Consider the following 25,579-nt stretch of genomic DNA (forward strand, 5'->3'; position numbering starts at 1 on the left):
GAATGGCCCGGTGCAACTGCGCCAGGCAAAAGCGGCGTGCATTGTGCCCGAAAAATGGGGTTTAAGCCAAGGGGTTTACAGCTTGCTCTAGTTCAGGATGACCCAGCGCTGATTAATCAGCAGTTCGATAGGACGATATTGCGTCTTGTAACTCATCTTTTTGCAGTTTTTGATCCAATAGCCCAGATAGACAGCTTCCAGCCCCAGACGCTGAGCCTCGGTAATTTGCCAGAGAATCGCATAACGCCCCAGGCTACGGCGTTCTTCAGCGGGCTCGTAGAAGGTATAGACCGCCGACAGGCCGTTCGGCAGTAAGTCGGTGACGGCCACTGCCACCAGTCGCCCTTCGAGGCGAAACTCGTAGAAGCGGGAAAACGGCAGGTCACGTACCAGGAACGTCGCAAACTGATCGCGACTCGGCGGGTACATATCGCCATCGGCGTGACGCTGTTCGATATAGCGCTGATAAAGGTCGAAATACTCCTCGCTGAACCCTGGCTTGGCGGGACGTATCTGCAAGTCGGCATTACGCTTGAAGATGCGTTTCTGCTGACGGTTGGGCTCAAATTGCGCCACAGGTATGCGCGCCGGCACGCAGGCATTGCAGTTCTGGCAATGGGGGCGGTAGAGATGATCGCCGCTGCGACGGAAACCCATTTCAGACAGGTCTGCGTAGACATGCACATCCATGGGCTGACTAGGGTCGAGAAACAGGGTCGTGGCCTGTTCCTCGGGCAGATAACTGCAAGAGTGGGGCTGAGTGGCATAGAACTTCAAGCGCGCCAACTCGGTCATGATCAACCCTCGGGATAGCTTTTGAATTAAGTGTAAGCCACGCGCGCCAAAGTCGCTCAGCAAACCCAGGTTGCGCGGCTGGGTTGATCCAGATGCTGCGCAAGGTAGTCGGCAAACTCGCTGCGTGGAATCGCTCGGGCGCCGAGGCTGTGCAGATGATCGGTAGGCATCTGGCAGTCGATCAGCACAAAACCTGAGTCTTTCAGATGTCTGACCAGTGTGGCAAAGCCATATTTCGAGGCGTTGTCGGCGCGGCTGAACATGGATTCGCCGAAAAACAGCTGACCCATCGCCAGGCCATAGAGCCCGCCGACCAGTTCATCCCGGTCCCAGACTTCCACCGAATGGGCGTACCCGCGCTTGTGCAGTTCGAGGTAGGCGTTCTGCATCGCCTCTGTGATCCAGGTCCCGTCGGCGTAATCCCGTGGCGCGGCGCAAGCGCGGATGACCGCGGCAAAATCCTGATCAAAGGTCACTTGATAGCGTTGCTGGCGCAGCAGTTTGTTCAGACTGCGCGAGACATGCAGTTCGTCGGGAAGCAGTACGGTGCGCGGATCCGGCGACCACCAGAGAATCGGCTGGCCCTCCGAGAACCAGGGAAAACAGCCGTGGCGATAGGCCTGAATCAGACGATCGGCGGACAGATCGCCGCCCGCGGCCAACAGCCCGTTGGGATCTCGCATGGCTTTTTCCAGGGGCGGGAAGGTCAGGGTGTTGCGTTGTAACCAAGTCAGCATGGCATCCGGGCTTACAGAAGGGGAGGGCAGTGGCGGGCGGGTGGGCCCACCCTGAAGTGTGCCGTCAAACGACTGGAATGTCGTCGAGATACTTCTCGGCGTCCAGCGCGGCCATGCAGCCGGCCCCTGCAGAGGTCACGGCCTGGCGATAAACGTGGTCGGCGACGTCGCCGGCGGCAAACACGCCTTTGATTTCGGTGCTGGTAGCATCGCCTTCGCTGCCGCCCTTGACCAGCAGATAGCCGTCACGCATTTTCAGCTGGCCTTCGAACAGGTCGGTGTTGGGCTTGTGGCCGATAGCGATGAACACGCCGGCCAGCGCCAACTCGCTGGTTTCGCCTGTATGGCTGTCCCGCAGGCGGGCGCCAGTCACGCCGCTGGCATCGCCCAGTACTTCATCCAGATTCTGGTTCCAGTGCAGGTGGATATTGCCGTTGGCGGCTTTTTCAAAGAGCTTGTCCTGGAGGATCTTCTCCGAGCGCAACTTGTCGCGCCGGTGAATCAGGTGAACTTCCTTGGCGATGTTCGACAGGTACAACGCTTCTTCAACCGCCGTATTGCCGCCGCCAACGACCGCGACCACCTGATTGCGGTAGAAAAAGCCATCGCACGTCGCGCAGGCCGAAACCCCTTTGCCGGCAAATGCCTCTTCCGATGCCAGCCCCAGGTATTGCGCCGAGGCGCCGGTGGCGATAATCAGCGCGTCACAGGTGTAAGTGCCGCTGTCGCCGATGAGTTCGAATGGGCGCTGTTGCAACTTGGCGGTGTGGATGTGGTCGTAAACGATCTCTGTATGAAAGCGCTCGGCGTGTTTTTGCATGCGTTCCATCAGCACCGGGCCGGTGAGGCCTTCGACATCACCGGGCCAATTGTCCACTTCGACGGTGGTGGTGAGCTGGCCCCCTGCCTGCATGCCGGTAATGACAACGGGTTTGAGGTTGGCGCGGGCGGCATAAACGGCTGCGCTGTAACCGGCAGGGCCGGAACCCAGAATGATCAGGCGGGAATGCTTCGCTTCGCTCATAAAAACACCTCATAAGCCTTTGTCACAAAAGAGAATGCATGCTCAAATTGAACCGCGAGTCATGTGCTGTTGGCTATGCTGCACCTTGGGTTTCAAGCATGGCATCGGACGAACAAACCCGTACAATGCCTGCCTGTTACAGTGCTTGAAATAAAATAAGCGGTGCGCGCCGTGTTTATAAAAGCCGGAGCGTAGTGTTAAAAGTAGTCTCAGTTACGCCTGTTAACTTTTTTACCTGCCTGGATTGGGCAGTTTTTTATAGTCATTCAACAGATGGACGCGCCATGGGCGCAGGAAAAGAAGCGTTTTGAAGAAATCCACCGCAGCACCAAAAACAGTCGTTCCGCTCTGGCGCCAGCAATTGCACTACCGGCTCAAGGAAGGTGCATTGATCGCCATTGGCGGCTTGTGCCTGTTCCTGATGATGGCCTTGTTGACCTATGGCAAGGACGATCCGGGCTGGAGCCATAACAGCAAAATCGACGATGTGCAGAACTTCGGCGGACCGGTCGGCTCCTACAGCGCCGATATCCTGTTCATGGTGTTGGGTTACTTCGCCTACATCTTCCCGCTGTTGCTGGCGATCAAGGCTTTTCAAATCTTCCGTCAACGCCACGAGCAGTGGGAGTGGAGCGGCTGGCTGTTCTCCTGGCGCCTGATCGGCCTGGTGTTTCTGGTGCTGTCGGGCGCCGCCCTGGCCCATATCCATTTCCACGCCGCGACCGGTCTGCCGGCCGGTGCTGGCGGCGCTTTAGGCGAAAGCCTTGGCGATCTGGCCAGGAACGCTCTGAATATTCAGGGCAGTACGCTGTTGCTCATCGCGTTGTTCCTGTTTGGCCTGACGGTGTTCACCGACCTGTCGTGGTTCAAGGTGATGGACCTCACCGGCAAGATCACCCTCGACCTGTTTGAATTGTTCCAGGGTGCGGCCAATCGCTGGTGGGCCGCCCGCACCGAACGCAAGCAACTGGTCGCTCAATTGCGTGAAGTCGACGACCGCGTCCATGACGTGGTGGCGCCGACCGTCACCGACAAGCGCGAGCAGGCCAAGGTCAAGGAACGCTTGATCGAGCGTGAGCAAGCGCTGAGCAAGCACATGTCCGACCGCGAGAAGCAGGTGCCGCCGGTCATTGCGCCAGCTCCGCCCAAGCCGGCGGCTCCCAGCCAGCGCGTGGAAAAAGAGAAGCAGGCGCCGCTGTTCGTCGACAGCGCCGTCGAAGGCACCTTGCCGCCGATCTCGATTCTCGACCCTGCAGAAAAGAAACAACTCAATTATTCGCCTGAATCCCTGGCCGCGGTCGGCCACTTGCTGGAAATCAAGCTCAAGGAATTCGGCGTCGAAGTCTCGGTGGATTCGATTCACCCAGGCCCGGTCATTACCCGTTACGAAATCCAGCCAGCGGCAGGCGTCAAGGTCAGTCGCATCTCCAATCTGGCGAAAGACCTGGCACGTTCCCTGGCCGTGACCAGCGTTCGTGTGGTGGAAGTGATTCCGGGCAAGACCACCGTGGGTATCGAAATTCCTAACGAAGATCGCCAGATCGTGCGCTTCTCCGAAGTGCTGTCGACGCCTGAGTACGATAACTTCAAGTCACCGGTCACCCTGGCCCTGGGCCACGACATCGGCGGCAAGCCAGTCATCACCGATCTGGCAAAAATGCCCCATTTGCTGGTAGCCGGTACGACGGGTTCCGGTAAGTCGGTAGGTGTGAATGCGATGATCCTGTCGATCCTGTTCAAGTCCGGCCCGGAAGACGCCAAGCTGATCATGATCGACCCGAAAATGCTTGAGCTGTCGATCTACGAAGGTATTCCGCACCTGCTGTGCCCGGTCGTGACCGACATGAAGGACGCGGCCAACGCCCTGCGCTGGAGCGTGGCGGAGATGGAGCGTCGCTACAAATTGATGGCGAAGATGGGCGTGCGTAACCTGTCGGGCTTCAATGCCAAGGTCAAGGAAGCCCAGGACGCCGGCACGCCGTTGACCGATCCGCTGTACAAGCGCGAAAGCATTCACGACGAAGCGCCGTTGCTGACCAAGCTGCCGACCATTGTCGTGGTGGTGGACGAATTCGCCGACATGATGATGATCGTCGGCAAGAAGGTTGAAGAACTGATCGCCCGTATCGCCCAAAAGGCCCGTGCTGCCGGTATCCACTTGATCCTTGCGACCCAGCGTCCGTCGGTTGATGTGATTACCGGTCTGATCAAGGCCAACATTCCGACCCGTATGGCGTTTCAGGTATCGAGCAAGATCGATTCGCGAACCATCATTGACCAGGGCGGCGCCGAACAACTGTTGGGCCACGGTGACATGCTCTACATGCCGCCGGGCACCAGTCTGCCGATCCGTGTCCACGGTGCTTTTGTCTCCGATGACGAGGTCCACCGGGTGGTCGAAGCCTGGAAGCTGCGTGGCGCGCCGGAATACAACGACGAGATCCTTGCGGGTGTCGAAGAGCCCGGTAGCGGCTTTGAAGGCGGCAGCGGCGGCGATGACGACAGTGAATCCGATGCGCTCTACGACGAAGCGGTGCAGTTCGTACTGGAAAGCCGCCGTGCGTCCATCTCTGCGGTTCAGCGCAAGCTGAAAATCGGCTACAACCGCGCCGCGCGCATGATCGAAGCCATGGAAATGGCCGGGGTCGTGACGTCCATGAACACCAACGGTTCGCGTGAAGTCCTGGCCCCTGCCCCGGTGCGCGACTGATTTGACTGATCTGAACTGAAAAAGCGGTGGCGCACTGATGTGCCGCCGCACTCCCCACGAATGTTATGAGGACTCCCATGCGTCTTATCCGCATGCTGTTGCTGCCGGTACTGGCTTTGACTACGCTTTCGGCCCACGCCGATGACAAGGACGTGGCGCGTCTGACCCAATTGCTGGAAAAATCCCAGACCCTGACCGCGCGCTTCTCGCAGCTGACCCTCGACGGCAGTGGCACCCGGTTGCAGGAAACGGCGGGTCAAATGTCCCTGCAGCGTCCTGGCCTGTTCTACTGGCACACCGACGCACCGCAAGAGCAGCTGATGGTCTCCGACGGCAAGAAGGTTTCCCTGTGGGACCCGGACCTGGAGCAGGTCACCATCAAGAACCTCGACCAGCGCCTGACTCAGACCCCGGCGCTGCTGCTGTCCGGTGACGTGTCCAAGATCAGCCAGAGCTTCGACATCAGCGCCAAGGAAGCCGGTGGCGTGATCGACTTCACGCTGAAGCCGAAAACCAAGGACACCCTGTTCGACAGCCTGCGCTTGTCGTTCCGCAACGGCCTGGTCAATGACATGCAACTGATCGACAGCGTCGGTCAGCGCACCAATATTCTGTTCACTGGCGTGAAGGCCAACGAGCCGATTCCGGCGTCCAAGTTCAAGTTCGACATCCCTAAAGGCGCGGACGTCATTCAAGAGTAAAACCCGGAAACTGTGGGAGCGGGCTTGCTCGCGAATGCGGTGTTTCAGTCGCCGCATATGTCATCTGGCACACCGCTTTCGCGAGCAAGCCGCTCCCACATTTCCAGCGGTGTTCACAGTGAGGTTTCATAAGTAGTGATGGACCTGTTTCGCAGTGCCCCGATTGCTCAGCCCTTGGCCGCCCGTTTGCGGGCAGCCAATCTGGACGAGTACGTCGGTCAGGAACACCTGCTCGCTCGCGGCAAGCCTTTGCGCGAGGCTCTGGAGCAGGGTGCCCTGCACTCGATGATTTTCTGGGGCCCGCCGGGTGTGGGCAAGACCACCCTGGCGCGGCTGCTGGCGGAAGTCTCGGACGCGCACTTCGAAACGGTTTCGGCGGTGTTGGCCGGTGTAAAGGAAATCCGGCAGGCGGTGGAAATCGCCAAGCAGCAGGCCGGGCAGTACGGCAAGCGGACCATCCTGTTTGTCGATGAAGTGCATCGCTTCAACAAGTCCCAGCAGGATGCGTTCCTGCCGTACGTTGAAGACGGCACGCTGATTTTCATCGGCGCGACCACTGAAAACCCCTCGTTTGAACTCAACAACGCGTTGCTCTCACGGGCCCGCGTCTACGTGCTCAAAAGCCTCGACGAAGCGGCACTGCGTAAGCTGGTGCATCGAGCCCTCACCGAAGAGCGTGGTTTGGGAGCGCGGCAACTGACCCTCAGCGATGAAGGCTTCCAGATGCTGCTGTCGGCTGCCGATGGCGATGGCCGGCGTCTGCTGAACTTGCTGGAAAACGCCTCGGACCTGGCTGAAGACAACAGCGAGATCGGCGTCGACCTGCTGCAAAGTCTGCTCGGTGATACCCGTCGGCGTTTCGACAAGGGCGGCGAAGCGTTCTACGACCAGATCTCCGCGCTGCATAAGTCGGTGCGCGGCTCCAATCCCGACGGCGCGCTGTACTGGTTCGCCCGAATGATCGACGGCGGTTGCGATCCGCTGTACCTGGCCCGGCGCGTGGTGCGCATGGCCAGCGAAGACATCGGCAACGCCGACCCCCGCGCCCTGAGCCTGTGCCTGGCGGCGTGGGAAGTGCAGGAGCGTCTCGGTAGCCCCGAAGGTGAATTGGCGGTGGCTCAGGCCATCACCTATCTGGCCTGCGCGCCGAAAAGCAACGCGGTGTACATGGGTTTCAAAGCCGCCATGCGCAGCGCCACCGAACACGGTTCGCTGGAAGTGCCGCTGCACCTGCGCAACGCGCCGACCAAATTGATGAAGCAACTGGGTTATGGCGACGAATACCGTTACGCGCACGATGAGCCGGACGCCTACGCGGCCGGCGAAGATTACTTTCCAGAAGAACTTGAGCCACAACCGTTCTATCAACCGGTGCCCCGCGGACTGGAGCTGAAGATCGGCGAGAAGCTCAATCACCTCGCGCAACTTGACCGTCTGAGCCCACGGCAGCGGAGAAAATAGTGATTCCTTTGATCGTTGCCGTTTCTGTGGGCGGTATCGCCGGAACGCTTTTGCGCTTTGCCACCGGTAACTGGATCAACGCTAATTGGCCGCGGCACTTCTATACCGCTACGCTGACCGTTAATATCGTGGGCTGTTTGCTGATCGGCGTTCTATACGGTGTGTTTTTGCTACGCCCGGAGGTGCCGATTGAGGTGCGCGCCGGGTTGATGGTTGGCTTCCTCGGGGGGCTGACGACTTTTTCATCCTTTTCACTGGATACGGTGCGCCTGCTGGAAACCGGGCAAATGCCGCTGGCCTTGGCCTATGCGGCCATCAGCGTATTCGGCGGGCTGCTTGCTACCTGGGCTGGCCTGTCCTTGACCAAACTTTGATAACGAGAGACCGACATGCTCGATTCCAAACTGTTACGTAGCAACCTTCAGGACGTAGCGGACCGCTTGGCATCCCGTGGCTACACGCTGGATGTTGCGCGCATCGAAGCGCTGGAAGAACAGCGCAAGACCGTCCAGACCCGCACCGAAGCACTGCAGGCTGAACGTAATGCGCGCTCCAAATCCATCGGCCAGGCCAAGCAGCGCGGCGAAGACATCGCACCGCTGATGGCTGATGTCGAGCGCATGGCGAACGAATTGAGCGCCGGCAAAGTCGAGCTGGACGCGATCCAGACCGATCTGGATTCGATCCTGCTCGGCATCCCGAACCTGCCGCACGAATCCGTGCCGATCGGTGATGACGAAGACGGCAACGTCGAAGTGCGCCGCTGGGGCACCCCGACGGCGTTCGATTTCCCGGTTCAGGACCACGTGGCCCTGGGCGAGAAGTTCGGCTGGCTGGACTTCGAAACCGCCGCCAAGTTGTCCGGCGCCCGTTTCGCCCTGTTGCGCGGCCCGATTGCTCGTATGCATCGTGCCCTGGCGCAGTTCATGATCAACCTGCACACCAGCGAACACGGTTACGAAGAGGCCTACACGCCTTATCTGGTTCAAGCGCCGGCGCTGCAAGGCACGGGTCAGCTGCCGAAGTTCGAAGAAGACCTGTTCAAGATCACTCGCGAAGGCGAAGCCGATCTGTACCTGATTCCGACCGCTGAAGTGTCGCTGACCAACATCGTCGCGGGCGAAATCGTCGATTCGAAACTGCTGCCAATCAAGTTCGTTGCGCACACGCCGTGCTTCCGCAGTGAAGCCGGTGCGTCGGGTCGCGATACTCGCGGCATGATCCGTCAACACCAATTCGACAAGGTTGAAATGGTCCAGATCGTTGAGCCATCGACTTCGATGGAAGCGCTCGAAGGCCTGACTGCCAACGCCGAGAAAGTCCTGCAATTGCTCGAGCTGCCGTATCGCACTATTGCACTGTGCACCGGCGACATGGGCTTCAGCGCGGTCAAGACCTACGACCTGGAAGTGTGGATCCCGAGCCAGGACAAATACCGCGAGATTTCGTCGTGCTCCAACTGCGGCGACTTCCAGGCCCGTCGTATGCAAGCGCGCTTCCGCAACCCGGAAACCGGCAAGCCTGAACTGGTTCACACCCTGAACGGTTCCGGCCTGGCGGTCGGTCGTACGCTGGTGGCGGTGCTGGAAAACTACCAGCAAGCCGACGGCTCGATCCGTGTGCCGGACGTGCTGAAACCGTACATGGGTGGCCTTGAGGTCATCGGCTAAATGGACTATCTGCCGCTGTTTCATAACCTTCGCGGCAATCGTGTGTTGGTCGTCGGCGGGGGGGAGATTGCCTTGCGCAAATCCCGCCTGCTGGCCGAAGCCGGTGCACTGCTGCGGGTGGTTGCACCTGAAATCGAGCCGCAACTGCGTGAACTGGTTATCGGCAGCGGTGGCGAGTGTTGGGTGCGTGGCTACGTCGAAGCGGACCTGGACGGTTGCGGGCTGATCATTGCCGCCACCGACGACGAACCGCTGAACGCGCAAGTCTCCGCCGATGCCCATCGGCGTTGCGTGCCGGTCAACGTGGTGGATGCGCCGGCCTTGTGCAGCGTGATCTTCCCAGCGATCGTCGACCGATCCCCTTTGATCATTGCGGTATCGAGTGGCGGCGACGCGCCGGTGCTGGCGCGGTTGATCCGCGCCAAACTGGAAACCTGGATTCCTTCCACTTACGGTCAACTGGCCGGTCTGGCGGCGCGTTTCCGCAGTCAGGTCAAACGCCTGTGCCCGGATGTGCAGCAGCGTCGGGCGTTCTGGGAAGACGTGTTCCAGGGTCCGATTGCCGACCGGCAACTGGCCGGGCAGGGCGCCGAAGCCGAACGTTTGATGCTGGCGAAAATTGCGGGTGAAGCACCGAGTGCAACGGGCGAAGTCTATTTGGTGGGCGCCGGACCGGGTGATCCCGACCTGCTGACCTTCCGTGCCTTGCGCCTGATGCAGCAAGCTGATGTGGTGCTATATGACCGCTTGGTGGCGCCCGCGATTCTGGATTTGTGCCGTCGCGATGCCGAACGGGTTTATGTCGGCAAGCGTCGCGCCGATCACGCCGTGCCCCAGGATCAGATCAACCAGCAATTGGTGGATTTGGCCAAGCAAGGCAAACGGGTCGTGCGGTTGAAGGGCGGTGATCCGTTCATTTTCGGACGTGGCGGTGAAGAGATCGAAGAGCTGGCAGCCCATGGCATCCCGTTCCAGGTGGTGCCGGGTATTACGGCCGCCAGCGGTTGTGCGGCGTATGCCGGGATTCCGCTGACTCATCGCGATTACGCGCAGTCGGTGCGTTTTGTCACCGGGCACCTGAAGGACGGTTCCACCGATTTGCCGTGGGCCGACCTGGTTGCGCCGGCGCAAACCCTGGTGTTTTACATGGGGTTGGTGGGCTTGCCGATCATCTGCGAACAATTGATCAAGCATGGTCGCGCAGCGGAAACGCCGGCGGCGTTGATTCAGCAAGGCACCACGGTCAATCAACGGGTATTTACCGGCACCTTGGCGGACCTTCCACGGCTGGTGGCGGAGCATGAAGTGCATGCGCCGACGCTGGTGATTGTTGGGGAAGTGGTGCAGTTGCGCGAGAAACTGGCGTGGTTCGAGGGTGCTCAGGCGCAGGTCTGAACACCCCGTTACTGATCGTTCCCACGTCGAGGTGTCGAAACGTCCGCGTGGGAATGCATCCCGTGACGCTCTGCGTCACAGTGTCAGAAGCGGACGCAGAGCGTCCATGGCGGCATTCCCACGCAGAGCGTGGGAACGATCGTCTGTCAGGCTTTACACCAAACGCCTTTCCCGCTCAGCCGCTCCCGATCATGCGGCGCGGTGAAATCCTGCGCCGGCCCTTTCGGCACAACCCCTGTTGGGTTGATGGTCTTGTGGCTGCCGTAGTAGTGATGCTTTATGTGCTCGAAATCCACCGTCTCGGCAATCCCCGGCCACTGATAAATTTCCCGTAGCCAGTTCGACAGGTTCGGATAGTCGGCAATTCGCCGCAGGTTGCACTTGAAGTGCCCGTAGTACACCGCGTCGAAGCGAATCAGTGTGGTGAACAGCCGAATGTCCGCTTCTGTCAGGTATTCACCGACTAGGTAACGATTCTCGCCTAACAGCAGCTCCAGCCGATCCAGCTCGGCAAACACATCATCGAACGCCTCTTCATAGGCTTTCTGCGACGTGGCAAACCCGGCGCGGTACACGCCGTTGTTCACCGCCGGATAAATCCGTTCGTTCAGCGCGTCAATCTCGCCCCGCAGCGGCGCCGGGTAGAAATCCAGGTCATTACCCGTCAAATCATCGAAGGCGCCATTGAACATGCGGATAATCTCCGCCGACTCATTGTTGACGATGCGATGCTGCTGTTTGTCCCAGAGCACTGGCACCGTGACGCGGCCGGTGTAGTCGGCAGAATCGGCGGTGTAGCGCTGGTGCATGAAGTCGAAGTGATCGAGTTGGTCGCCGGTCGATCCGAGGTTCTGGTCGAAGGTCCAGCCGTTTTCCAGCATCAGCCAACTGACCACTGACACATTGATAAAGCTTTCGAGACCTTTGAGTTTGCGCAGGATCAGCGTGCGGTGAGCCCACGGACAGGCGAGGGACACATAGAGATGATAGCGCCCGGCCTCGGCCGCAAAACCACCGACACCGGTCGGGCCGGGTTTGCCGTCGGCGGTCAGCCAGTTGCGACGCTGCGCCTGTTCACGCTGGAACGCGCCGTCCTTGCTGCTTTCATACCACTGGTCATGCCAGCGACCTTCAACTAACAAACCCATGTTCAAGACTCCTCAACAATAAGCGTTGGGGAGGAGTCTATTCGCATAGGTTCGATAAAAAAGCGTAAAGGTTGGGTGCTTATGATCGGCTAAATCGATTTGTCCCGAGCGTTCCAATACTGCTGGGCGGTTTCGAAGGCTTGATCGCGAGATTGGCCGAGGCCACGCAAGGCCAGGGCCATGGTCGAGATCAGCGCCATTTGCGGGTAGCTGTCGACCACGTCACCACGCCACACGGCTTTCAGGTGCTCGGGATCGAGCGCGGCCGGTTTGACGTGGCGCTGGCTCGACAGTTGCGGCCATTCCTCATCCCAGCTTTCGCCGCCGGTGGTGCCGTACAGGTGACTGTCGGCGTCCGGGTTGATCTCGATTTCGCCGCCGTCGCCTTTCACCACGATCGCGGTGTCGCCGAGCAAGCCGCTGGCATCGCGATGCACAGCCTGGTAACCGGGGTGGAAAATGCTTTGCAGGCCACAGCGAGCACCCAACGGATTGAGAATCCGCGCCAGGGAGTGGATCGGCGAACGCAGGCCCAGGGTGTTGCGCAGGTCGATCATGCGCTGAAGTTGCGGCGCCCAATCCATCAGCGGCATGAAGGCCAGTCCGCCGTTATCCAGCGCCACACCCACCTGCTGCCAGTCGCGGCACAACGGAATCTTCAACTCATCCAGCAACTGTTCGCTATACAGCCGACCCGCCGTGTGTGCGCCGCCGCCGTGCATGAAGATGCGCAGACCCTTTTGCGCCAGGCACTTGGCCGCCAGCAGATACCATGGCAGATGGCGTTTCTTGCCGGCATACGTCGGCCAGTCCAGATCGACGGCCAGCGCTGGCGGATTCAGACGTTCGCGCAACGCTTCGGTAAAGCCCGCCATCTCTTCTGCGCTTTCTTCCTTGTGCCGCAACAGCATCAGGAAGGCGCCGAGCTGGGTGTCTTCGACCTTGTGGTCGAGCACCATGCCCATCGCTTCGCGGGCTTCCTCGCGGGTCAAGTCGCGAGCGCCGCGTTTGCCTTTGCCGAGGATGCGCACGAACTGGGCGAACGGGTGTTCGGCGGGTGTTTCGAGGGTCAGCGCTGGGTAATTGGTCATAAGCAATTCGTCGGTTTTGGCAGGCCCGCCAGTTTCGCGGCGAGTTTGGCAGGGGTGCCTTTGAACAGTCGGTTCAGGTGCAGGCTGTTGCCCTTGTCCGGGCCCAGCTTCAATGCGGTGTACTTGATCAGCGGACGGGTGGCCGGCGACAACTGGAATTCGTCGTAAAAATTGCGCAGCAGTTCGAGGATTTCCCAATGCTCTGGGCTTAACTCGATGTCTTCGGCGGCGGCCAGGGCGCTGGCAACCTCAGAGGACCAGTCGCTCAGTTCGACCAGAAAACCGTCCTTGTCCAACTCGATGGCGCGCGCGCCGACTGTCAGGGAGTTCATAGCCAACTGTTGACCTTGTCGTAGTGAATCGACAGCTCGACGAAGGCCGGGTAATCGATGGCCTTGACCCAGTCAGGCAATTGCAGGGCACGGGCCTGGGCGTCTTCGGCTAGCACGAACAGTTTCAGACTGCGGGCGCTCAGCGCGCTGAATGGCGCGGTGCCCGGTTGCAAGGCATAGGCTGCGTCGCCGCACAGCAGCAGCGCATCACCAGCGCCGATCACGCGCAAACAACTGGTCAGGCGATCGTCGCCGAACGGGGAATGAGACAACACATGCAAAGTCGACATCAGAGGGTGATCACCTGGTCGTAACGGTCAATAAGTGCGGTGATTTCGTGGACGGCCAGCACCTGGGCTTCTTCCAGCGCTAAACCGGCCGGGTCCAGACCCCGTTCTGCAGCACTGTCGCCACAGACGAAAAGGTCTTCGACACCGAACATCGGCAAGGCTTGCAGGTTGGCGCTCAGGTCCTTCTGCTGGAGGGCCTTGGCGTCCTGTTTCGCGGCGAGCTGAAACACCCCGTCATCGAGAAACAGCAGGCCGATCGGCAGGTCGAACGCTCCGCCGGCCAACACGATGTCCAGCGCTTCCCGCGCACTCGGTCCGGACCATGGCGCTTGACGGCTGATAATCAGCAAGGATTTAGGCATCTCACGCGCCTCCGAAACAGATCAGGCGGTCAGCGTCCTGCACCGCGTCGTGCAACTGGCCGAGGCCGGACAATTCCCACGGCGCGCCTACCGCAACGGCTTCACGCTGATAGCGTCCGGCTTCTTCTTCGTTCAACACGCCACGGCGCAGGGCCGCGGCGATGCACACGACACCGTCCAGTTGATGCTCGGTGACGAAGTTGCGCCATTGCTTGGGCAAATCCAGCTCATCCTGCGGCGTGACTACGCTTGCGCAGGCGTTGTAGACGCCGTCCTGATAGAAAAACAGCCGGACAATCTCATGCCCGCCGGCCAGCGCGGCCTGAGCGAACAGCAAGGCGCGGCGCGAGGAGGGCGCATGGGCGGCGGAAAACAGCGCGATGGCGAACTTCATGACGGACTCGATCAGCAAAACTGCGGCCATGATAATGCTTTATCGCCGGGTCGGCGAAGGGCGTTTTCCTCGAGACCCCATCGCTGCACCCACTGAATTCACTGATCGTTCCCACGCTCCGCGTGGGAATGCCTCATTGGACGCTCTGCGTCCGCTTGGGACGCAGAGCGTCCCGGGCAGCATTCCCACGCAGAGCGTGGGAACGATCATGTCAAGATCAGCGCGGCATATACCCCAACTGCCAACGCCGCGGAATTTTCAGCGACAGCAGCCCGATGGCGCCGGCCAGCAGACCGCTGACAAACAAGGCACTGAGCCCCAGATGGTGTTCCAGCACGGCGCCGATGACCGCGCCAGCAAACATCCCGGTCCAGGGGATCAGTTGCACGCGCCAACCGTTGCGACGTTCGCCGAGCATCCAGCGTCCCAGTCCACGGCCGAAGCGCGACAGGGCGCCGGTGACGTAGGTCAGGCCGACCGGCAGGCCGTTCACTTCTTCGACGGCGGCATTGAGCATGCCCATGGCGATGATCGCCGCCAGCAACGCCGGCAATTGTTCCTCATAAGGCCAAGCCGCTGCCCCACACAGCAGCATGGCGATGCACAACAGCAAGGGCAGCGCCCGGCGGCCGCCGAGGCGGCTGACGACAATACCCAAGGCGTTGCCGACGACGAAGGTGCCGACGAGTATCATCAGGCGCAAGGTCAGGCCCAAATCGCCATCGCTGATCGCCACGGCGAGGCGGGTGGTGTTGCCGCTCATGAACGAGACGAAATCGCCGCTGGCCATGAAGCCGATGGCGTCGGTCATGCCAGCGAGCACGGAGAGGCTGGCCACCAGCGACAGGCCGATGCGTCCCCGCCATTTCCGGGTATGCAGGTGGCGTGGGCTGGCGCGGTCAGTTGAGAGGGATGGCAACATTCGCGAAGGTCGTCCTCAGGCAGCGACCGTGATGGTCACTTACTCAATCCATATAACTCGCAATACTCCAGCCAGTCCATGCCGGCCATCTCGGCCACTTCCTTGTGCACTTCCAGGCGTTGTGCCTGATAGTCCTCGGCCGTCGCCGCGGTCAGTTGCAGCGTCAGCTCCCAGGCAAACAACCCCAGGCGCTCGGCCTCGGCTTCAAAGGCTTCATGCAAGCGCTCCTCGCGGTACTGCGCCGCGGTCTCGCCCTTGGCCTGAGCCAACAGCGGGTTGAGGTTGTCGAGTTCGACGCGCAGTTCAGGGCGCTCATCGAGAAACTTCTTCAGCGCTTGCTCGTGTTGCTGTTCGGTTGCCGCCATGGTCGCTCCTTGAGGCCGGGTTACGAAGATTGCTTCTTGCTGGCCTTGGCCGCTGCTGCCAGGCACTCAAGGGCAAACTGCTCGGGGTACGTCATTTGAATCGGCGTGGTTTCACCTTTGACGGTTCTTTCGCCGTCGAGGATGTAACGAATCCGCTTGTCGGTGACGCCAATTCGCTTGGCAATCCAGGACGGCGTCTGACCGATCTGGCTGATCAGCTTGTCGGCATATTCAGCGGTCGGTTTGTAATATTCAGCGTTGGGTGTCATGGCCTTTCCAAAAAATGAGCCCGGAAAAATGGGCAATGCGGCGTTAATGGCGCGACAGGGTGCGCGAATCGTCACTCGGTGTCGCGGTATAAATGAAGTAAAGCAGAACGATACGCCGTGCCGCGGTGATACAGTCCGCTTTTTCTTGAAGAGCGAACGTAATGCGAATTCTGATGGTGGCGCTGGCCATAACGTTGCTGGCGGGATGCGCCGGCTCGGCGATGAACGATGCCCGCACTGGAACCCCGTACAAAACCCTGACGTCGGACAAGCCGGAAAAAGTCGTCGCCCAATGTGTGCAGTTTTCCTGGCAGGACGAGGCGGTGTTCGGGGTCGATGCGGGCGCGTATTTGCAGCCTGGCAAGAAGGGTGGTTCCACCGTTTACACGCGCTCGGCAGAGTCCTTTGTGGACGTAACGACTGACGCTTCGGCAACCGTACTGAATTATTACGCGCAGCATGACGACTTTGTGGCCAAGCGCCGACTCGCGGCACTGGCGACCTGCTTGTAAACCGTTTAGCTACTGATCAGGCGCTTCTGGAAAAAGAAGCGCTTGTGACCCGGCGGATAGTCAGCGATCTGGCCTAATTCGCTGTAGCCGAGTTTCTTGTAGAACTCCGGCGCCTGAAAGTCGAAGGTGTCGAGCCAGACCCCGATGCATTCCTTCTCCCGTGCCAGGTCTTCGGCCATTTGCATCAGCTTGGTGCCCATGCCCTGTCCACGTGCCTGCTCCGGTACCGACAGCAGGTCGATGTACAACCATTGGTAAAACACTCGACCGTGAAGCCCACCGAGAATCTCGCCACTTTCGTCACGCACCAGCAAGGCAATGGGCTCCTGCGTCGAGACGCCGGCCTTGGCGGCGTTATAGGCGCGCAACGGCAACAGGATCGCCTGGCGCTCTTCATCCGTGGGGTTTTGCGACCGTTCGATTCGCAGGGTCATCAGCTATTTCCTTATTTCAGCGGTGGAAAACATTTCCAAGCCTATCGCGGCCCCTGGTCGATGTTCCAGTCCTCAGGTGGAACCGTCGTTCGCGCGCAGATGTCTAGGTTAAACAGCGTCATTCCAGAACGCGGCCTATGAGGACCCTCCGTGAATATTTTTGAAGCCTTGCGCGAAAGCCACGACCGCCAACGCACCTACGCCGATGCGCTGATCCAGACCAGCGGCGATACCCCGGAACGGGTCGAGGCTTACCAGCAACTCAAGTCCGAACTTCAGGCCCACGAAACGGCTGAAGAGCGGCATTTCTACATTCCGCTGATGGAGTTCGATAACGGCGTCGACCTCAGCCGCCATGCGATTGCCGAACACCACGAGATGGACGAAATGATGGAAGCGCTGGACGAGACCGAGATGTCCAGCCCTGCCTGGCTGGCGACCGCGAAGAAGCTTGCCGAGAAGGTCCATCACCACTTGAAAGAGGAGGAGCAGAAATTCTTCCAAATGGCCGGCAAGCTGCTCGACGACAAACAGAAAGAGGCGCTGGCGGGTCAATATGTAAAGGAATACAAGGCCCAGATTTCTTAGGGCCAGGCTTTCGTTTTCGCCTAACATGTGCGCCTTCCGACGAAAAAAGGGATGCGTTGTCATGTCGAACACAGCCGAGCGAGTCAACCTCATCGAGTCCCAGGTGTTGTCCCACGACTGGTACCTGCTCAAGAAAATCACCTTCGATTACTTGCGCAACAACGGCGAATGGCAGCGCCAGACCCGCGAGGTCTACGACCGTGGCAATGGCGCGGCGATTCTGCTGTTCAACCGCGAAAAGAAAACCGTCGTGCTGACCCGGCAATTCAGATTGCCGGTGTTCGTCAACGGCCACGATGGCTTGCTGATCGAAGTGGCAGCAGGGCTGCTCGAAGGTGCGGCGCCTGAAGAGCGCATCCGCGATGAAGCAGAAGAAGAAACCGGTTATCGCGTGCACCATGTGCACAAGGTGTTCGAGGCCTACATGAGCCCCGGCTCGGTGACTGAAAAGCTGCACTTCTTCATCGCAGAGTACGATGCCGCGTCTAAGGTCAGCGATGGCGGCGGACTGGAGGAGGAGACCGAGGAACTGGAAGTGCTGGAGTGGAAATTCGATGACGCGCTTGAGGCGTTTTATCGCGGGGAAATCTGCGATGCGAAGACCATCATGCTGTTGCAGTATGCGGCGATGAAAAATATCTTCACCGACGCTTGAGCGTTAAATCAAAACAATTCCCCCGTCCTGCTGAGGCCTGACCACTCGCCACCTTCAAGCATCAGCAGCCGCTCCTTTGCTTCAAGCCCTCCGGCAAACCCGGTCAACTTCCCCGAAGCGCCAATCACCCGATGACACGGCGCCACAATCGAAATCGGATTCTTGCCATTCGCGGCTCCAACCGCCCGAACCGCACTGGGATTACCGATCTGCCGGGCGATCTCGCTATAGCTGCGTGTCGCACCAAACGGAATGGTCAGCAACGCCTGCCACACCTTCTTCTGAAAGTCCGTCCCGGCAAACTCCAGATCCAGTTCGAAACGATCGCGGGTGCCGGCAAAGTACTCCTGCAACTGTTGAACGGCGCGCACCAGGATCGGATTGTCCGCCGCCTCACTCATCGGCCCTAGCCGTACGCGGTTCGGTTTGTCGTTTTCCCAGAGGATGGCCGCCAGTCTTGAACCGTTCGCGACCAGCTTCAGCTCTCCGACCGGGGACGCCAGGGTAGTGAAGGTATAACTCATGCCGGCGAACTCCGAAAACTGTCAACAAGAGGCAAGCATACTGCCTCGACGGGGAGGCGCAATACGCAATCCCAGCCATACTTGCTTTTGCTCTTGAAGCCCCCCCTCTGTTTTTGTACAGAGCCTAAAAACAAAAAGAGACTGACTCATGAAGTTCGAACCTTTTGCCAAATCGCTGATTGCGACCTCATTGGTGCTCAGCTGCCTCAGTGCTTACGCGGCCTCCGTGGCGCCGGTCGCGGCCGAAAACGGCATGGTTGTCACCGCGCAGCATCTGGCCAGTCATGTGGGCGTCGATGTGCTCAAGAACGGTGGCAATGCCGTCGATGCCGCAGTGGCGGTCGGTTACGCGCTGGCGGTGGTTTATCCCGCGGCGGGCAACCTGGGCGGCGGCGGTTTCATGACCATTCAGCTGGCGGACGGGCGCAAGACCTTCCTCGACTTCCGCGAAAAAGCACCGCTGGCCGCCACCGCAGACATGTACCTCGACAAGGAGGGCAACGTCGTCCCTGACCTGAGCACCCGTGGCCATCTGGCGGTCGGCGTGCCGGGCACCGTGTCCGGGATGGAACTGGCGCTGTCGAAATACGGCACCAAACCCCGCACAGAAGTCATCGCCCCGGCCATCAAGCTCGCCGAAGACGGTTTTGTGCTGGAGCAGGGCGATGTGGATTTGCTGGAATACGCCACCGACGTCTTCAAAAAGGACATGCGCGATTCCGGCTCGATCTTCCTGAGCAACGGCGAGCCGATGCAGGTTGGCCAGACACTGGTGCAAAAAGACCTTGGCAAAACCCTGCGGGAAATTTCCGAGAAGGGTGCCGACGGTTTCTATAAAGGTTGGGTGGCAGACGCCATCGTCACCTCCAGTCAGGCCAACAAGGGCATCATCACCCAGGCCGACCTCGACACATACAAGACCCGTGAACTGGCCCCGATCGAGTGCGATTACCGCGGCTACCACGTCGTCTCGGCCCCACCGCCAAGCTCCGGTGGCGTGGTGATCTGCGAGATCATGAACATTCTCGAAGGCTATCCGATGAAAGACCTGGGCTATCACTCGGCCCAGGGCATGCACTATCAGATCGAAGCGATGCGCCACGCCTACGTCGACCGCAACAGCTACCTTGGCGACCCGGATTTCGTGAAAAACCCGATCGCCCATTTGCTGGATAAAAACTACGCGACCAAAATCCGCGCCGCCATCGACTCGCAGAAGGCCGGCGTGTCCCGCGAGATCAAACCCGGCGTAGCACCGCACGAAGGCAGCAACACCACCCATTACTCCATCGTCGACAAGTGGGGCAACGCGGTCTCGGTGACTTACACCCTGAATGACTGGTTCGGCGCTGGCGTCATGGCCAGCAAAACCGGGGTCATCCTCAACGATGAAATGGACGACTTCACCTCGAAAATCGGTGTACCGAACATGTACGGCCTGGTTCAGGGGGAGGCCAATGTCATCGCTCCCGGCAAGGCACCGCTGTCGTCCATGAGCCCGACCATCGTCACCAAGGACGGCAAAGTCGTGATGGTCGTCGGCACCCCCGGCGGCAGCCGCATCATCACCGCGACCTTGCTGACCATCCTCAACGTGATCGACTACGGCATGAACATTCAGGAAGCGGTCGATGCACCCCGTTTCCACCAGCAGTGGTTGCCGGAAGAGACCAACCTGGAAACCTTCACCACCAGTCCCGATACGGTGAAGATGCTCGAAAGTTGGGGGCACAAGTTTGCCGGGCCACAGGATGCCAACCATGTGGCGGCGATTCTGGTCGGCGCGCCTTCGCTGGAAGGCAAACCAGTGGGCAAAAACCGCGTCTATGGGGCGAACGACCCACGTCGTAATACCGGGTTGTCGCTCGGTTATTGAGGGTTGTGTTTTAAAGGGGACGGATCTAGTTTCCGTCCCCTAATCCACCGACTTAGCAGGAAGGAACCCATGGCCACTGCATTGCTGATCATCGACGTCCAACACGCCCTGTGCACCGGCGAGTACGAATGCTTCGACATCACGCGCGTCATCGAGAACATCAACAGCCTGAGTGTCAAAGCCAGAGCAAAGGGGATCCCGGTGATCCTGATCCAGCACGAAGAAAAGGGGGGGCTGCTGCAACACGACTCCGAAGGTTGGCAACTGGCAGACAGCCTGGTGACTTCGCCACTGGACCTGCGCCTGCGCAAAACCACTCGAGATTCGTTCTACCAAACCCACTTGCAATCATTATTGCAAGACCAGGGCACTGACCGCCTGATCATCTGCGGCCTGCAAACCGACTATTGCGTCAACGCCACCGTCCGCCAGGCCCTGAAGCTTGGTTATGACGTGGTGCTCGCCGCCGACGCGCATTCCACCGTCGACAACGGCAACCTTGCCGCTCAGGACATCATTGCTGAGCACAACGCAGACCTGGCGCACTTGACGGGGCCCGTGGCCCGAATCGACGTTACCCCGACCAGCGAAGTCCGCATTTAGATGCCGAAGATGTCGATCAACTCCGTTAGAAAGGCGCTCACCACATCACGCTGGCGCGCCGAATGCCTGACCGCCGCATGAAAGCCGACCTCATAGCGCAGCAGCTCAGGATTCAGCGGATGTAACTGCCCCAACTGTTCATGCTTCGCCGCATAATGCTGCGGCAGAAAACCCAAATGCTGGCCCGACAGAATGAGCAGGGCGGCGCCGTCCATGCTGTCCGTGAGCACGGTCAGGCGCTCGATCGAAGTGGGTGCCGGCATTTCCGGCAAGGGGTGGCTGGGCCACACCCAGTCGTAATCGCTGACGTCATCCCGGTCAGCGCGCCCACGTGTTCAAACAGCGGGTGAGTGGGGGCGCAATAGGCGATCTGGGTTTCCTGGAATAGCCCAAAGTAATCAATGTTGGGCAGACGGTGCCAGAAATAGCCGATCGCCAGATCGATATGGCCGTTGATGATTTTCTCTTCCAGTAGCGATGACGACAGCTCCGTGAAGTGGAAATACAGCCCCTCATGCCGGGACCGTAAACGCGCAATGGCCAGGGCTATTTTCTTGTTGGCCACCGGGTCGATTTGACCGAGCAGGCCGATGTTGATGTTGCCCGACACCTTGCGATTGATGTGCTGGACTTCAACCCGGAACCCCTCGGCAGCCGCCAGTAACCGGCGGGCCGCCTCGACAAACTGGCTGCCCTTGGGCGTCACCGAAAATCCGCCGCGCCCAGTTCCCTGCATGCGTGCTCCCGATACTCACTCACAGAGACGTGGGTCTAAGTAAACAGTTTGCCTGCGATATTTCATAGCCCTGATCAACGCCCTACATTGCAATGAAACCGGCGCATTGCCCATAAAAACAACAATCACCAGCATAGGAATATTCGTATGTCAGGGTCTCCTCATTCTGCGCACGCCGTCGAGGCGAGTGGGGGGTTGGCCATCGAAGGCCACTCGATCGTTTACATTCCGCAAAACGAACGTCACGCCAAGCTCAGCAGCCAGGGCCCTTTCTGGTTTCTAGGCAACTTTCACTTCTTCACCATCTCCATCGGTTTTGTCGGCCCAAGCCTCGGCTTGTCAGCGCTGTGGACTGTGCTGGCCGGCGCGCTGGGCATTATGTTCGGGACCATTTTCATGGCGTTTCATGGCTCGCAGGGGCCCGAAATGGGTCTGCCGTAGATGATCCAGTCGCGTGCGCAGTTTGGTTATCGCGGGGTGATTCTGGCCTTGATGGCGACGATGTTTGTGTTCGTCGGTTTCAACGTGGTGAACATCTCGTTGATCATGAACGGTCTTGAACAGGTCGAATATGCGGTGCTAGCCTTTCAGGCTGATCAGCCCCAGGCACTTTCGACAGCTTTCGTACGGAGACGACAACCATGGATATCCAGGCCCTACGCGGCGACGCAACCCACATTGATAAAATCGCCAGCCTCTTCGACGCCTATCGAGGCTTCTACGGCCAGCCGTCGAACCTGCCGCAGTCTCGCGCGTTCATCGCCGAGCGTATCGCCCGGGATGAATCCGCGATTTTCTACGTCCAGGCCCCCAGCGGCGAAGCGCTGGGTTTCGTCCAGTTGTACCCGACGTTTTCCTCCATCGACGCACACCGCACATGGCTGCTCAGCGACCTCTTCACAACCCCCGCCGCCCGAGGGCAAGGGGTAGGAACGTTGCTGATGAACACCGCGCGAGCCTTTGCGGCGTTGACCGGTGCCAAAGGCATGGTGCTGGAAACGGCCACGGACAATTTCAGTGCGCAACGGTTGTATGAATCCTTGGGCTATGTGCGCGATACGGGTTACTACACCTACTGCCTCGATTTGAAGCAAGGCTGAGCCAACCGCTGCCGGTTACATCAGCTCCACGGCAACTGGTCACAGGAAACTTCGATTCGCATGGCTGAACTGCTGGGTGATACACACACACACACACACACACACAGGCGCTGGCCAAAATGTGCGTCACCTTTGGCCTTGGCGTGTCCATGCATTCCTGGGTCTGGAGCTGGACCACGATCAACTGGGCAAGCTGCATGACCAATACCTCACCTGCGGCATTCGTCAGCGCGATGACGTGAAACAGATGCAGCGTTACAAGCCGGAATGGTCAGGCGCCAGCCCTCGATATCGACTTGTAACTGGCCGGGCTCGGATTGTTCGTCGAGGCGCAGCAAAGGGCAGATGCCTATCGCGGCGTCGCGCAGTGGCTGGTAAACCTCGCGGGCGGTCAGAGGCGGCACGTGTGTCTCCAGTGAGTTCGTGGCGTAGAAACGGGGTGCACAGGATAGACGATCATGGTGAAATCTCCGCGAGCTTCTGCTCTGGACACCCACTGATCTGGAACCCTACATGAAGAAAGCCGCCGTACTCACCTTCGCCTTGATACTCAGTACGGGGCTGTTCAGCACGCAAGCACATGCGGCCGGCGATGCTGAAGCGGGTGCGACACTGTTCAAGCGGATATGCGGTGGCTGCCATCAAGTCGGGGAGTCGGCACGGGGTTCTTTCGGTCCTGAGCTCAATGGCATTTTTGGGCGCCATTGCGGCAGCACGACCGACTACCAATATTCCGACGCGATGAAATCAGCCGGCATCGTCTGGACCCGCGAAACGCTGACCGCGTACCTCGAAGATCCCAAAGCAGTGGTACCCGGCACGCGCATGATTTTCTGGGGGCTCAGCGATTCGCAAAAGATCGAAAATCTGTTGGCGTACCTTCAGACGTTTCAGCAGCAGTAGGACTTTACGACATTCGTCAGGCGCGGAACACGCGGTGGTGCCAATCTGATTTACACTACCGCCCCTTTGACGGAGGGCAGCCGTTCATGGGTGTTTTCGCGCTTCTATATGACTACCTGATCAAGTGGGTGATCGGGCCTGTCACGGACCAGTTTTTTAGCATTTTCGATCTGAACGGCCGCTTCGGCATCGTGTTTCTCTGCTTGTCCTACAGCATCGCCTACAGCCTTTACCGATTCAGACAGTCTCGCGGGTTGACCGACGCACGTTCTTTCGGGCAGTTCATCGGCGGACGCCGGGTTCATTTTCATCGCTCGGCGTTGCTGGATTACCGGTACTACTTCGTGCGGGGCATCCTGAAAGTCGCGCTGGTGCTGCCCATTGTTGGCCTGGTTGACCCGTACGTCCTGCGCTCCGGCGACTACATCTCGTTTTTTACCCATCTTTGGGGCGCGCGCGTGCAGGTGGGGGAGAACCTCTCACTCTCCTTGCTCTACGGGCTGGGCGTGTTTCTGGTGCAAGACTTCATCCATTACTGGGCACACCGCGCCTTTCATTCCCGGTATCTGTGGGCGTTCCACAACGTCCATCATTCCGCGCCCGTCCTGGTACCGGCGACGGCAAGCCGAATTCACTTTGTGGAAAAAATTGTCGAAAAACTGATAGACACTGTCTGCCTCGGCGCCTATGCCGGGGTCTTTTGGTACGCCTGTGGCGGGGAGATCAGCCGGTATACCTTGTTCGGCGTGACCTATATGGTTTTCATCCTCAATGCATTGGCGGCCAACCTGCGTCACAGCCATGTCTGGCTCTCATTTGGGCCTGTGGTCGAGCATGTGCTGAACAGCCCCGCGCAACACCAGATTCACCACAGTGACGCGCCCCGACACTGGAACAAGAACTTCGGTACCAACCTGTCACTCTGGGACTGGATGTTCGGTACGCTCTACGTCACACACTCGACGCCCGAGCCCATTCAGTTCGGCACCGGCGAACAGGATCACGACCGTTACCTGACGCTCTATAGCCTGATCGTCACCCCCTTTGTGGACATAGCCCGCAAGATTCCCACCAGACGCGCCATGGAATGGGCGTCGCGTCTCTCCGAAAGATTGAACACGGTGCCGCAGGCGACGGAAACATCAGCCCGTGTGTGCCACCGTGCGGATTTCAATCAGCGAGTGCGCGAACGCCAGGCCCGTCACGCCGATTAGGGTGCCGGCCGGTCGGTGATCACCCACATACGCCTTGAATAAACCCACACATTGCTCGAAATGCTCTTGCGGGCTCATCAGAAGATCTCCATCACCTTAAGCTCGGTGTTTCCAGGACACACATGCGTAGCGGCGGGGCGGTGGATCAAGAGCGAGGCGGCCGACCTTCCTTTTGTTGATCGTGTGCATATCCGTTTCTGTGGTAATGGCCGCTATTGGTTTCGCTTTTACAGCGAGTCACTTGGAACAGCCCCAAGTAACCAAGGGCTCTTGCCCCTGACGTTCGGTGCCTCGCTAGTGCTCGGCATGCCCTCGCTCCGGTCCTGCTCCGTGGGCCCGCCGCCATCGGCCATCCATGGCCGGGGGCGGCTAACCCGGCATCCATGCCGGGTTGCCCACTGCGCAGAACCTGCGCTCGGCCTCTCGAGGGGGTGGTGCATCAAGATCAAGAGCTGCAGGCGAGCTAACGCTCGGCCTGTTGAGTGGTGAACAGCAGGTGTACGCCGATCTGCTTTATGTGGGAGCGAGCTTGCTCGCGAAGCTGTTGATCTTGCCGTTGCCGTTGCCGTTGCCGTTGCCGTTGCCGTTGCCGTTGCCGTTGCTTTGGCTTCAGATCTGCCGCCCCTTTCCCAGAGGCCGAACTCAGGCGTTGCGCAGGGGGCACCGCGGCAAGGATGCAGTGGTAGCCGCCCCCGGCCATGGATGGCCGATGGCGCCGAATGGCGGGGTAAAAGCCTTTGGTGACTTTGGGCTTTTCAAAGTGACTCG

The 25,579-nt window shown here is 59.5% G+C and carries 28 protein-coding genes and 4 pseudogenes; 16 read left to right on the forward strand and 16 right to left on the reverse strand.

The window, feature by feature from the left end:
• Window positions 1-87 precede the first annotated feature (87 nt).
• The 3 genes from ACYZTR_RS10995 to trxB form a co-directional block, all read right to left on the reverse strand.
• Window positions 88-795: an arginyltransferase gene (locus ACYZTR_RS10995; protein ID WP_461978735.1), complete on the reverse strand. Its 708-nt coding sequence runs from the start codon at window positions 793-795 to the stop codon at window positions 88-90.
• Window positions 796-851: 56 nt separating this feature from the next.
• On the reverse strand, window positions 852-1,532 hold the full coding sequence (gene aat, locus ACYZTR_RS11000; protein WP_461978737.1) for a leucyl/phenylalanyl-tRNA--protein transferase: 681 nt from the start codon (window positions 1,530-1,532) through the stop codon (window positions 852-854).
• 64 nt (window positions 1,533-1,596) lie between these two features.
• The gene (gene trxB / locus ACYZTR_RS11005) at window positions 1,597-2,556 is read right to left on the reverse strand and encodes a thioredoxin-disulfide reductase (RefSeq protein ID WP_461978738.1); all 960 of its coding nucleotides are present in this window, start codon (window positions 2,554-2,556) and stop codon (window positions 1,597-1,599) included.
• A 307-nt stretch (window positions 2,557-2,863) separates the two neighbouring features.
• On the opposite strand from trxB, the gene ACYZTR_RS11010 reads away from it, so the two are divergent.
• From ACYZTR_RS11010 to cysG, 6 genes are all read left to right on the forward strand, one after another.
• On the forward strand, window positions 2,864-5,266 hold the full coding sequence (locus ACYZTR_RS11010) for a DNA translocase FtsK (RefSeq protein WP_461978740.1): 2,403 nt from the start codon (window positions 2,864-2,866) through the stop codon (window positions 5,264-5,266).
• A 77-nt stretch (window positions 5,267-5,343) separates the two neighbouring features.
• Window positions 5,344-5,967, forward strand: coding sequence for an outer membrane lipoprotein periplasmic chaperone LolA (gene lolA / locus ACYZTR_RS11015; RefSeq protein ID WP_449644690.1), 624 nt, complete (start codon window positions 5,344-5,346; stop codon window positions 5,965-5,967).
• Window positions 5,968-6,105: 138 nt separating this feature from the next.
• On the forward strand, window positions 6,106-7,428 hold the full coding sequence (locus tag ACYZTR_RS11020) for a replication-associated recombination protein A (RefSeq protein WP_282377712.1): 1,323 nt from the start codon (window positions 6,106-6,108) through the stop codon (window positions 7,426-7,428).
• Window positions 7,428-7,802: a fluoride efflux transporter CrcB gene (crcB, locus tag ACYZTR_RS11025; RefSeq protein ID WP_461978743.1), complete on the forward strand. Its 375-nt coding sequence runs from the start codon at window positions 7,428-7,430 to the stop codon at window positions 7,800-7,802. The genes ACYZTR_RS11020 and crcB overlap by 1 nt, the downstream gene beginning before the upstream one ends.
• Before the next feature lie 15 nt (window positions 7,803-7,817).
• On the forward strand, window positions 7,818-9,098 hold the full coding sequence (serS, locus tag ACYZTR_RS11030) for a serine--tRNA ligase (RefSeq protein WP_461978745.1): 1,281 nt from the start codon (window positions 7,818-7,820) through the stop codon (window positions 9,096-9,098).
• A complete protein-coding gene (gene cysG, locus ACYZTR_RS11035; protein WP_461978747.1) occupies window positions 9,099-10,493 on the forward strand; it encodes a siroheme synthase CysG in 1,395 nt (464 codons plus the stop codon).
• A 146-nt stretch (window positions 10,494-10,639) separates the two neighbouring features.
• Here cysG and ACYZTR_RS11040 read toward each other — a convergent pair whose 3' ends face one another.
• The 9 genes from ACYZTR_RS11040 to ACYZTR_RS11080 all read right to left on the reverse strand — a co-directional run bounded on the left by ACYZTR_RS11040 (window position 10,640) and on the right by ACYZTR_RS11080 (window position 15,666).
• Window positions 10,640-11,641, reverse strand: a complete 1,002-nt coding sequence (locus ACYZTR_RS11040; RefSeq protein ID WP_461978749.1) for a glutathione S-transferase family protein — start codon at window positions 11,639-11,641, stop codon at window positions 10,640-10,642.
• Between the two features lie 89 nt (window positions 11,642-11,730).
• Window positions 11,731-12,732: a glycosyl transferase family protein gene (locus ACYZTR_RS11045; protein ID WP_461978751.1), complete on the reverse strand. Its 1,002-nt coding sequence runs from the start codon at window positions 12,730-12,732 to the stop codon at window positions 11,731-11,733.
• Window positions 12,729-13,064 (reverse strand): TusE/DsrC/DsvC family sulfur relay protein, encoded by a 336-nt coding sequence (locus tag ACYZTR_RS11050; protein WP_461978753.1) that lies wholly within the window; start codon window positions 13,062-13,064, stop codon window positions 12,729-12,731. The genes ACYZTR_RS11045 and ACYZTR_RS11050 overlap by 4 nt, the downstream gene beginning before the upstream one ends.
• Complete coding sequence (gene tusB, locus ACYZTR_RS11055; RefSeq protein ID WP_461978755.1) at window positions 13,061-13,354, reverse strand: sulfurtransferase complex subunit TusB; 294 nt, start codon at window positions 13,352-13,354, stop codon at window positions 13,061-13,063. The genes ACYZTR_RS11050 and tusB overlap by 4 nt, the downstream gene beginning before the upstream one ends.
• Complete coding sequence (tusC, locus tag ACYZTR_RS11060) at window positions 13,354-13,716, reverse strand: sulfurtransferase complex subunit TusC (RefSeq protein ID WP_461978757.1); 363 nt, start codon at window positions 13,714-13,716, stop codon at window positions 13,354-13,356. The genes tusB and tusC overlap by 1 nt, the downstream gene beginning before the upstream one ends.
• Before the next feature lies 1 nt (window position 13,717).
• Complete coding sequence (tusD, locus tag ACYZTR_RS11065; protein WP_461979652.1) at window positions 13,718-14,110, reverse strand: sulfurtransferase complex subunit TusD; 393 nt, start codon at window positions 14,108-14,110, stop codon at window positions 13,718-13,720.
• A 217-nt stretch (window positions 14,111-14,327) separates the two neighbouring features.
• Window positions 14,328-15,032, reverse strand: a complete 705-nt coding sequence (locus tag ACYZTR_RS11070) for a YoaK family protein (protein ID WP_461978759.1) — start codon at window positions 15,030-15,032, stop codon at window positions 14,328-14,330.
• 35 nt (window positions 15,033-15,067) lie between these two features.
• A complete protein-coding gene (locus tag ACYZTR_RS11075) occupies window positions 15,068-15,397 on the reverse strand; it encodes a DUF6388 family protein (RefSeq protein ID WP_461978761.1) in 330 nt (109 codons plus the stop codon).
• Window positions 15,398-15,417: 20 nt separating this feature from the next.
• Entirely contained in the window at window positions 15,418-15,666 is a 249-nt protein-coding gene (locus ACYZTR_RS11080; RefSeq protein ID WP_008154823.1) for a hypothetical protein, read from the reverse strand.
• A gap of 161 nt (window positions 15,667-15,827) precedes the next feature.
• On the opposite strand from ACYZTR_RS11080, the gene ACYZTR_RS11085 reads away from it, so the two are divergent.
• Window positions 15,828-16,178, forward strand: a complete 351-nt coding sequence (locus ACYZTR_RS11085) for a hypothetical protein (RefSeq protein ID WP_461978763.1) — start codon at window positions 15,828-15,830, stop codon at window positions 16,176-16,178.
• Window positions 16,179-16,183: 5 nt separating this feature from the next.
• On the opposite strand, the gene ACYZTR_RS11090 is transcribed toward ACYZTR_RS11085, so the two are convergent.
• Window positions 16,184-16,612, reverse strand: a complete 429-nt coding sequence (locus ACYZTR_RS11090; RefSeq protein ID WP_461978765.1) for a GNAT family N-acetyltransferase — start codon at window positions 16,610-16,612, stop codon at window positions 16,184-16,186.
• Between the two features lie 150 nt (window positions 16,613-16,762).
• On the opposite strand from ACYZTR_RS11090, the gene ACYZTR_RS11095 reads away from it, so the two are divergent.
• Complete coding sequence (locus ACYZTR_RS11095; RefSeq protein WP_461978767.1) at window positions 16,763-17,200, forward strand: hemerythrin domain-containing protein; 438 nt, start codon at window positions 16,763-16,765, stop codon at window positions 17,198-17,200.
• Between the two features lie 61 nt (window positions 17,201-17,261).
• Window positions 17,262-17,855: an NUDIX domain-containing protein gene (locus ACYZTR_RS11100; protein ID WP_461978769.1), complete on the forward strand. Its 594-nt coding sequence runs from the start codon at window positions 17,262-17,264 to the stop codon at window positions 17,853-17,855.
• A gap of 8 nt (window positions 17,856-17,863) precedes the next feature.
• Here ACYZTR_RS11100 and ACYZTR_RS11105 read toward each other — a convergent pair whose 3' ends face one another.
• Complete coding sequence (locus ACYZTR_RS11105; RefSeq protein WP_461978771.1) at window positions 17,864-18,379, reverse strand: methylated-DNA--[protein]-cysteine S-methyltransferase; 516 nt, start codon at window positions 18,377-18,379, stop codon at window positions 17,864-17,866.
• 148 nt (window positions 18,380-18,527) lie between these two features.
• Here ACYZTR_RS11105 and ggt point away from each other — a divergent pair, with 148 nt between their 5' ends.
• A complete protein-coding gene (gene ggt, locus ACYZTR_RS11110) occupies window positions 18,528-20,255 on the forward strand; it encodes a gamma-glutamyltransferase (RefSeq protein ID WP_461978773.1) in 1,728 nt (575 codons plus the stop codon).
• A gap of 69 nt (window positions 20,256-20,324) precedes the next feature.
• The gene (locus ACYZTR_RS11115) at window positions 20,325-20,858 is read left to right on the forward strand and encodes a cysteine hydrolase family protein (protein WP_461978775.1); all 534 of its coding nucleotides are present in this window, start codon (window positions 20,325-20,327) and stop codon (window positions 20,856-20,858) included.
• Here the strand turns inward: ACYZTR_RS11115 and ACYZTR_RS11120 are convergent.
• Window positions 20,855-21,588: pseudogene (locus ACYZTR_RS11120) on the reverse strand (LysR family transcriptional regulator); the annotation flags it as partial. The gene ACYZTR_RS11115 and the pseudogene ACYZTR_RS11120 overlap by 4 nt on opposite strands.
• A gap of 153 nt (window positions 21,589-21,741) precedes the next feature.
• Here ACYZTR_RS11120 and ACYZTR_RS11125 point away from each other — a divergent pair.
• The 3 genes and pseudogenes from ACYZTR_RS11125 to ACYZTR_RS11135 form a co-directional block, all read left to right on the forward strand.
• A pseudogene (locus tag ACYZTR_RS11125) lies at window positions 21,742-22,161 on the forward strand (cytosine permease); the annotation flags it as partial.
• Window positions 22,162-22,235: 74 nt separating this feature from the next.
• Window positions 22,236-22,694 carry a GNAT family N-acetyltransferase gene (locus tag ACYZTR_RS11130; RefSeq protein WP_461978777.1) on the forward strand — a complete coding sequence of 153 codons (459 nt, stop codon included), beginning with the start codon at window positions 22,236-22,238 and terminating at the stop codon, window positions 22,692-22,694.
• Between the two features lie 157 nt (window positions 22,695-22,851).
• Window positions 22,852-22,986: pseudogene (locus ACYZTR_RS11135) on the forward strand (glucarate dehydratase); the annotation flags it as partial.
• Here the strand turns inward: ACYZTR_RS11135 and ACYZTR_RS11140 are convergent.
• A pseudogene (locus tag ACYZTR_RS11140) lies at window positions 22,961-23,098 on the reverse strand (DUF7693 family protein); the annotation flags it as partial. The pseudogenes ACYZTR_RS11135 and ACYZTR_RS11140 overlap by 26 nt on opposite strands.
• A 109-nt stretch (window positions 23,099-23,207) precedes the next feature.
• On the opposite strand from ACYZTR_RS11140, the gene ACYZTR_RS11145 reads away from it, so the two are divergent.
• Together ACYZTR_RS11145 and ACYZTR_RS11150 are read left to right on the forward strand one after the other, a co-directional pair.
• Complete coding sequence (locus ACYZTR_RS11145; protein ID WP_461978779.1) at window positions 23,208-23,597, forward strand: c-type cytochrome; 390 nt, start codon at window positions 23,208-23,210, stop codon at window positions 23,595-23,597.
• 86 nt (window positions 23,598-23,683) lie between these two features.
• On the forward strand, window positions 23,684-24,811 hold the full coding sequence (locus ACYZTR_RS11150) for a sterol desaturase family protein (RefSeq protein ID WP_461978781.1): 1,128 nt from the start codon (window positions 23,684-23,686) through the stop codon (window positions 24,809-24,811).
• The last annotated feature ends 768 nt before the right edge of the window (window positions 24,812-25,579 follow it).

The organism is Pseudomonas sp. Hz4 (genome assembly GCF_054898165.1).

Excerpts from the sequence above, each read along its gene's own strand:
- ACYZTR_RS10995 (WP_461978735.1), bottom strand. The coding sequence starts at position 795 with ATGACCGAGTTGGCGCGCTTGAAGTTCTATGCCACTCAGCCCCACTCT.
- aat (WP_461978737.1), bottom strand. The coding sequence starts at position 1,532 with ATGCTGACTTGGTTACAACGCAACACCCTGACCTTCCCGCCCCTGGAA.
- trxB (WP_461978738.1), bottom strand. The coding sequence starts at position 2,556 with ATGAGCGAAGCGAAGCATTCCCGCCTGATCATTCTGGGTTCCGGCCCT.
- lolA (WP_449644690.1), top strand. The coding sequence starts at position 5,344 with ATGCGTCTTATCCGCATGCTGTTGCTGCCGGTACTGGCTTTGACTACG.
- ACYZTR_RS11020 (WP_282377712.1), top strand. The coding sequence starts at position 6,106 with ATGGACCTGTTTCGCAGTGCCCCGATTGCTCAGCCCTTGGCCGCCCGT.
- serS (WP_461978745.1), top strand. The coding sequence starts at position 7,818 with ATGCTCGATTCCAAACTGTTACGTAGCAACCTTCAGGACGTAGCGGAC.
- cysG (WP_461978747.1), top strand. The coding sequence starts at position 9,099 with ATGGACTATCTGCCGCTGTTTCATAACCTTCGCGGCAATCGTGTGTTG.
- ACYZTR_RS11040 (WP_461978749.1), bottom strand. The coding sequence starts at position 11,641 with ATGGGTTTGTTAGTTGAAGGTCGCTGGCATGACCAGTGGTATGAAAGC.
- ACYZTR_RS11045 (WP_461978751.1), bottom strand. The coding sequence starts at position 12,732 with ATGACCAATTACCCAGCGCTGACCCTCGAAACACCCGCCGAACACCCG.
- ACYZTR_RS11050 (WP_461978753.1), bottom strand. The coding sequence starts at position 13,064 with ATGAACTCCCTGACAGTCGGCGCGCGCGCCATCGAGTTGGACAAGGAC.
- tusB (WP_461978755.1), bottom strand. The coding sequence starts at position 13,354 with ATGTCGACTTTGCATGTGTTGTCTCATTCCCCGTTCGGCGACGATCGC.
- tusC (WP_461978757.1), bottom strand. The coding sequence starts at position 13,716 with ATGCCTAAATCCTTGCTGATTATCAGCCGTCAAGCGCCATGGTCCGGA.
- tusD (WP_461979652.1), bottom strand. The coding sequence starts at position 14,110 with ATGAAGTTCGCCATCGCGCTGTTTTCCGCCGCCCATGCGCCCTCCTCG.
- ACYZTR_RS11070 (WP_461978759.1), bottom strand. The coding sequence starts at position 15,032 with ATGTTGCCATCCCTCTCAACTGACCGCGCCAGCCCACGCCACCTGCAT.
- ACYZTR_RS11075 (WP_461978761.1), bottom strand. The coding sequence starts at position 15,397 with ATGGCGGCAACCGAACAGCAACACGAGCAAGCGCTGAAGAAGTTTCTC.
- ACYZTR_RS11080 (WP_008154823.1), bottom strand. The coding sequence starts at position 15,666 with ATGACACCCAACGCTGAATATTACAAACCGACCGCTGAATATGCCGAC.
- ACYZTR_RS11085 (WP_461978763.1), top strand. The coding sequence starts at position 15,828 with ATGCGAATTCTGATGGTGGCGCTGGCCATAACGTTGCTGGCGGGATGC.
- ACYZTR_RS11090 (WP_461978765.1), bottom strand. The coding sequence starts at position 16,612 with ATGACCCTGCGAATCGAACGGTCGCAAAACCCCACGGATGAAGAGCGC.
- ACYZTR_RS11100 (WP_461978769.1), top strand. The coding sequence starts at position 17,262 with ATGTCGAACACAGCCGAGCGAGTCAACCTCATCGAGTCCCAGGTGTTG.
- ACYZTR_RS11105 (WP_461978771.1), bottom strand. The coding sequence starts at position 18,379 with ATGAGTTATACCTTCACTACCCTGGCGTCCCCGGTCGGAGAGCTGAAG.
- ggt (WP_461978773.1), top strand. The coding sequence starts at position 18,528 with ATGAAGTTCGAACCTTTTGCCAAATCGCTGATTGCGACCTCATTGGTG.
- ACYZTR_RS11115 (WP_461978775.1), top strand. The coding sequence starts at position 20,325 with ATGGCCACTGCATTGCTGATCATCGACGTCCAACACGCCCTGTGCACC.
- ACYZTR_RS11130 (WP_461978777.1), top strand. The coding sequence starts at position 22,236 with ATGGATATCCAGGCCCTACGCGGCGACGCAACCCACATTGATAAAATC.
- ACYZTR_RS11145 (WP_461978779.1), top strand. The coding sequence starts at position 23,208 with ATGAAGAAAGCCGCCGTACTCACCTTCGCCTTGATACTCAGTACGGGG.
- ACYZTR_RS11150 (WP_461978781.1), top strand. The coding sequence starts at position 23,684 with ATGGGTGTTTTCGCGCTTCTATATGACTACCTGATCAAGTGGGTGATC.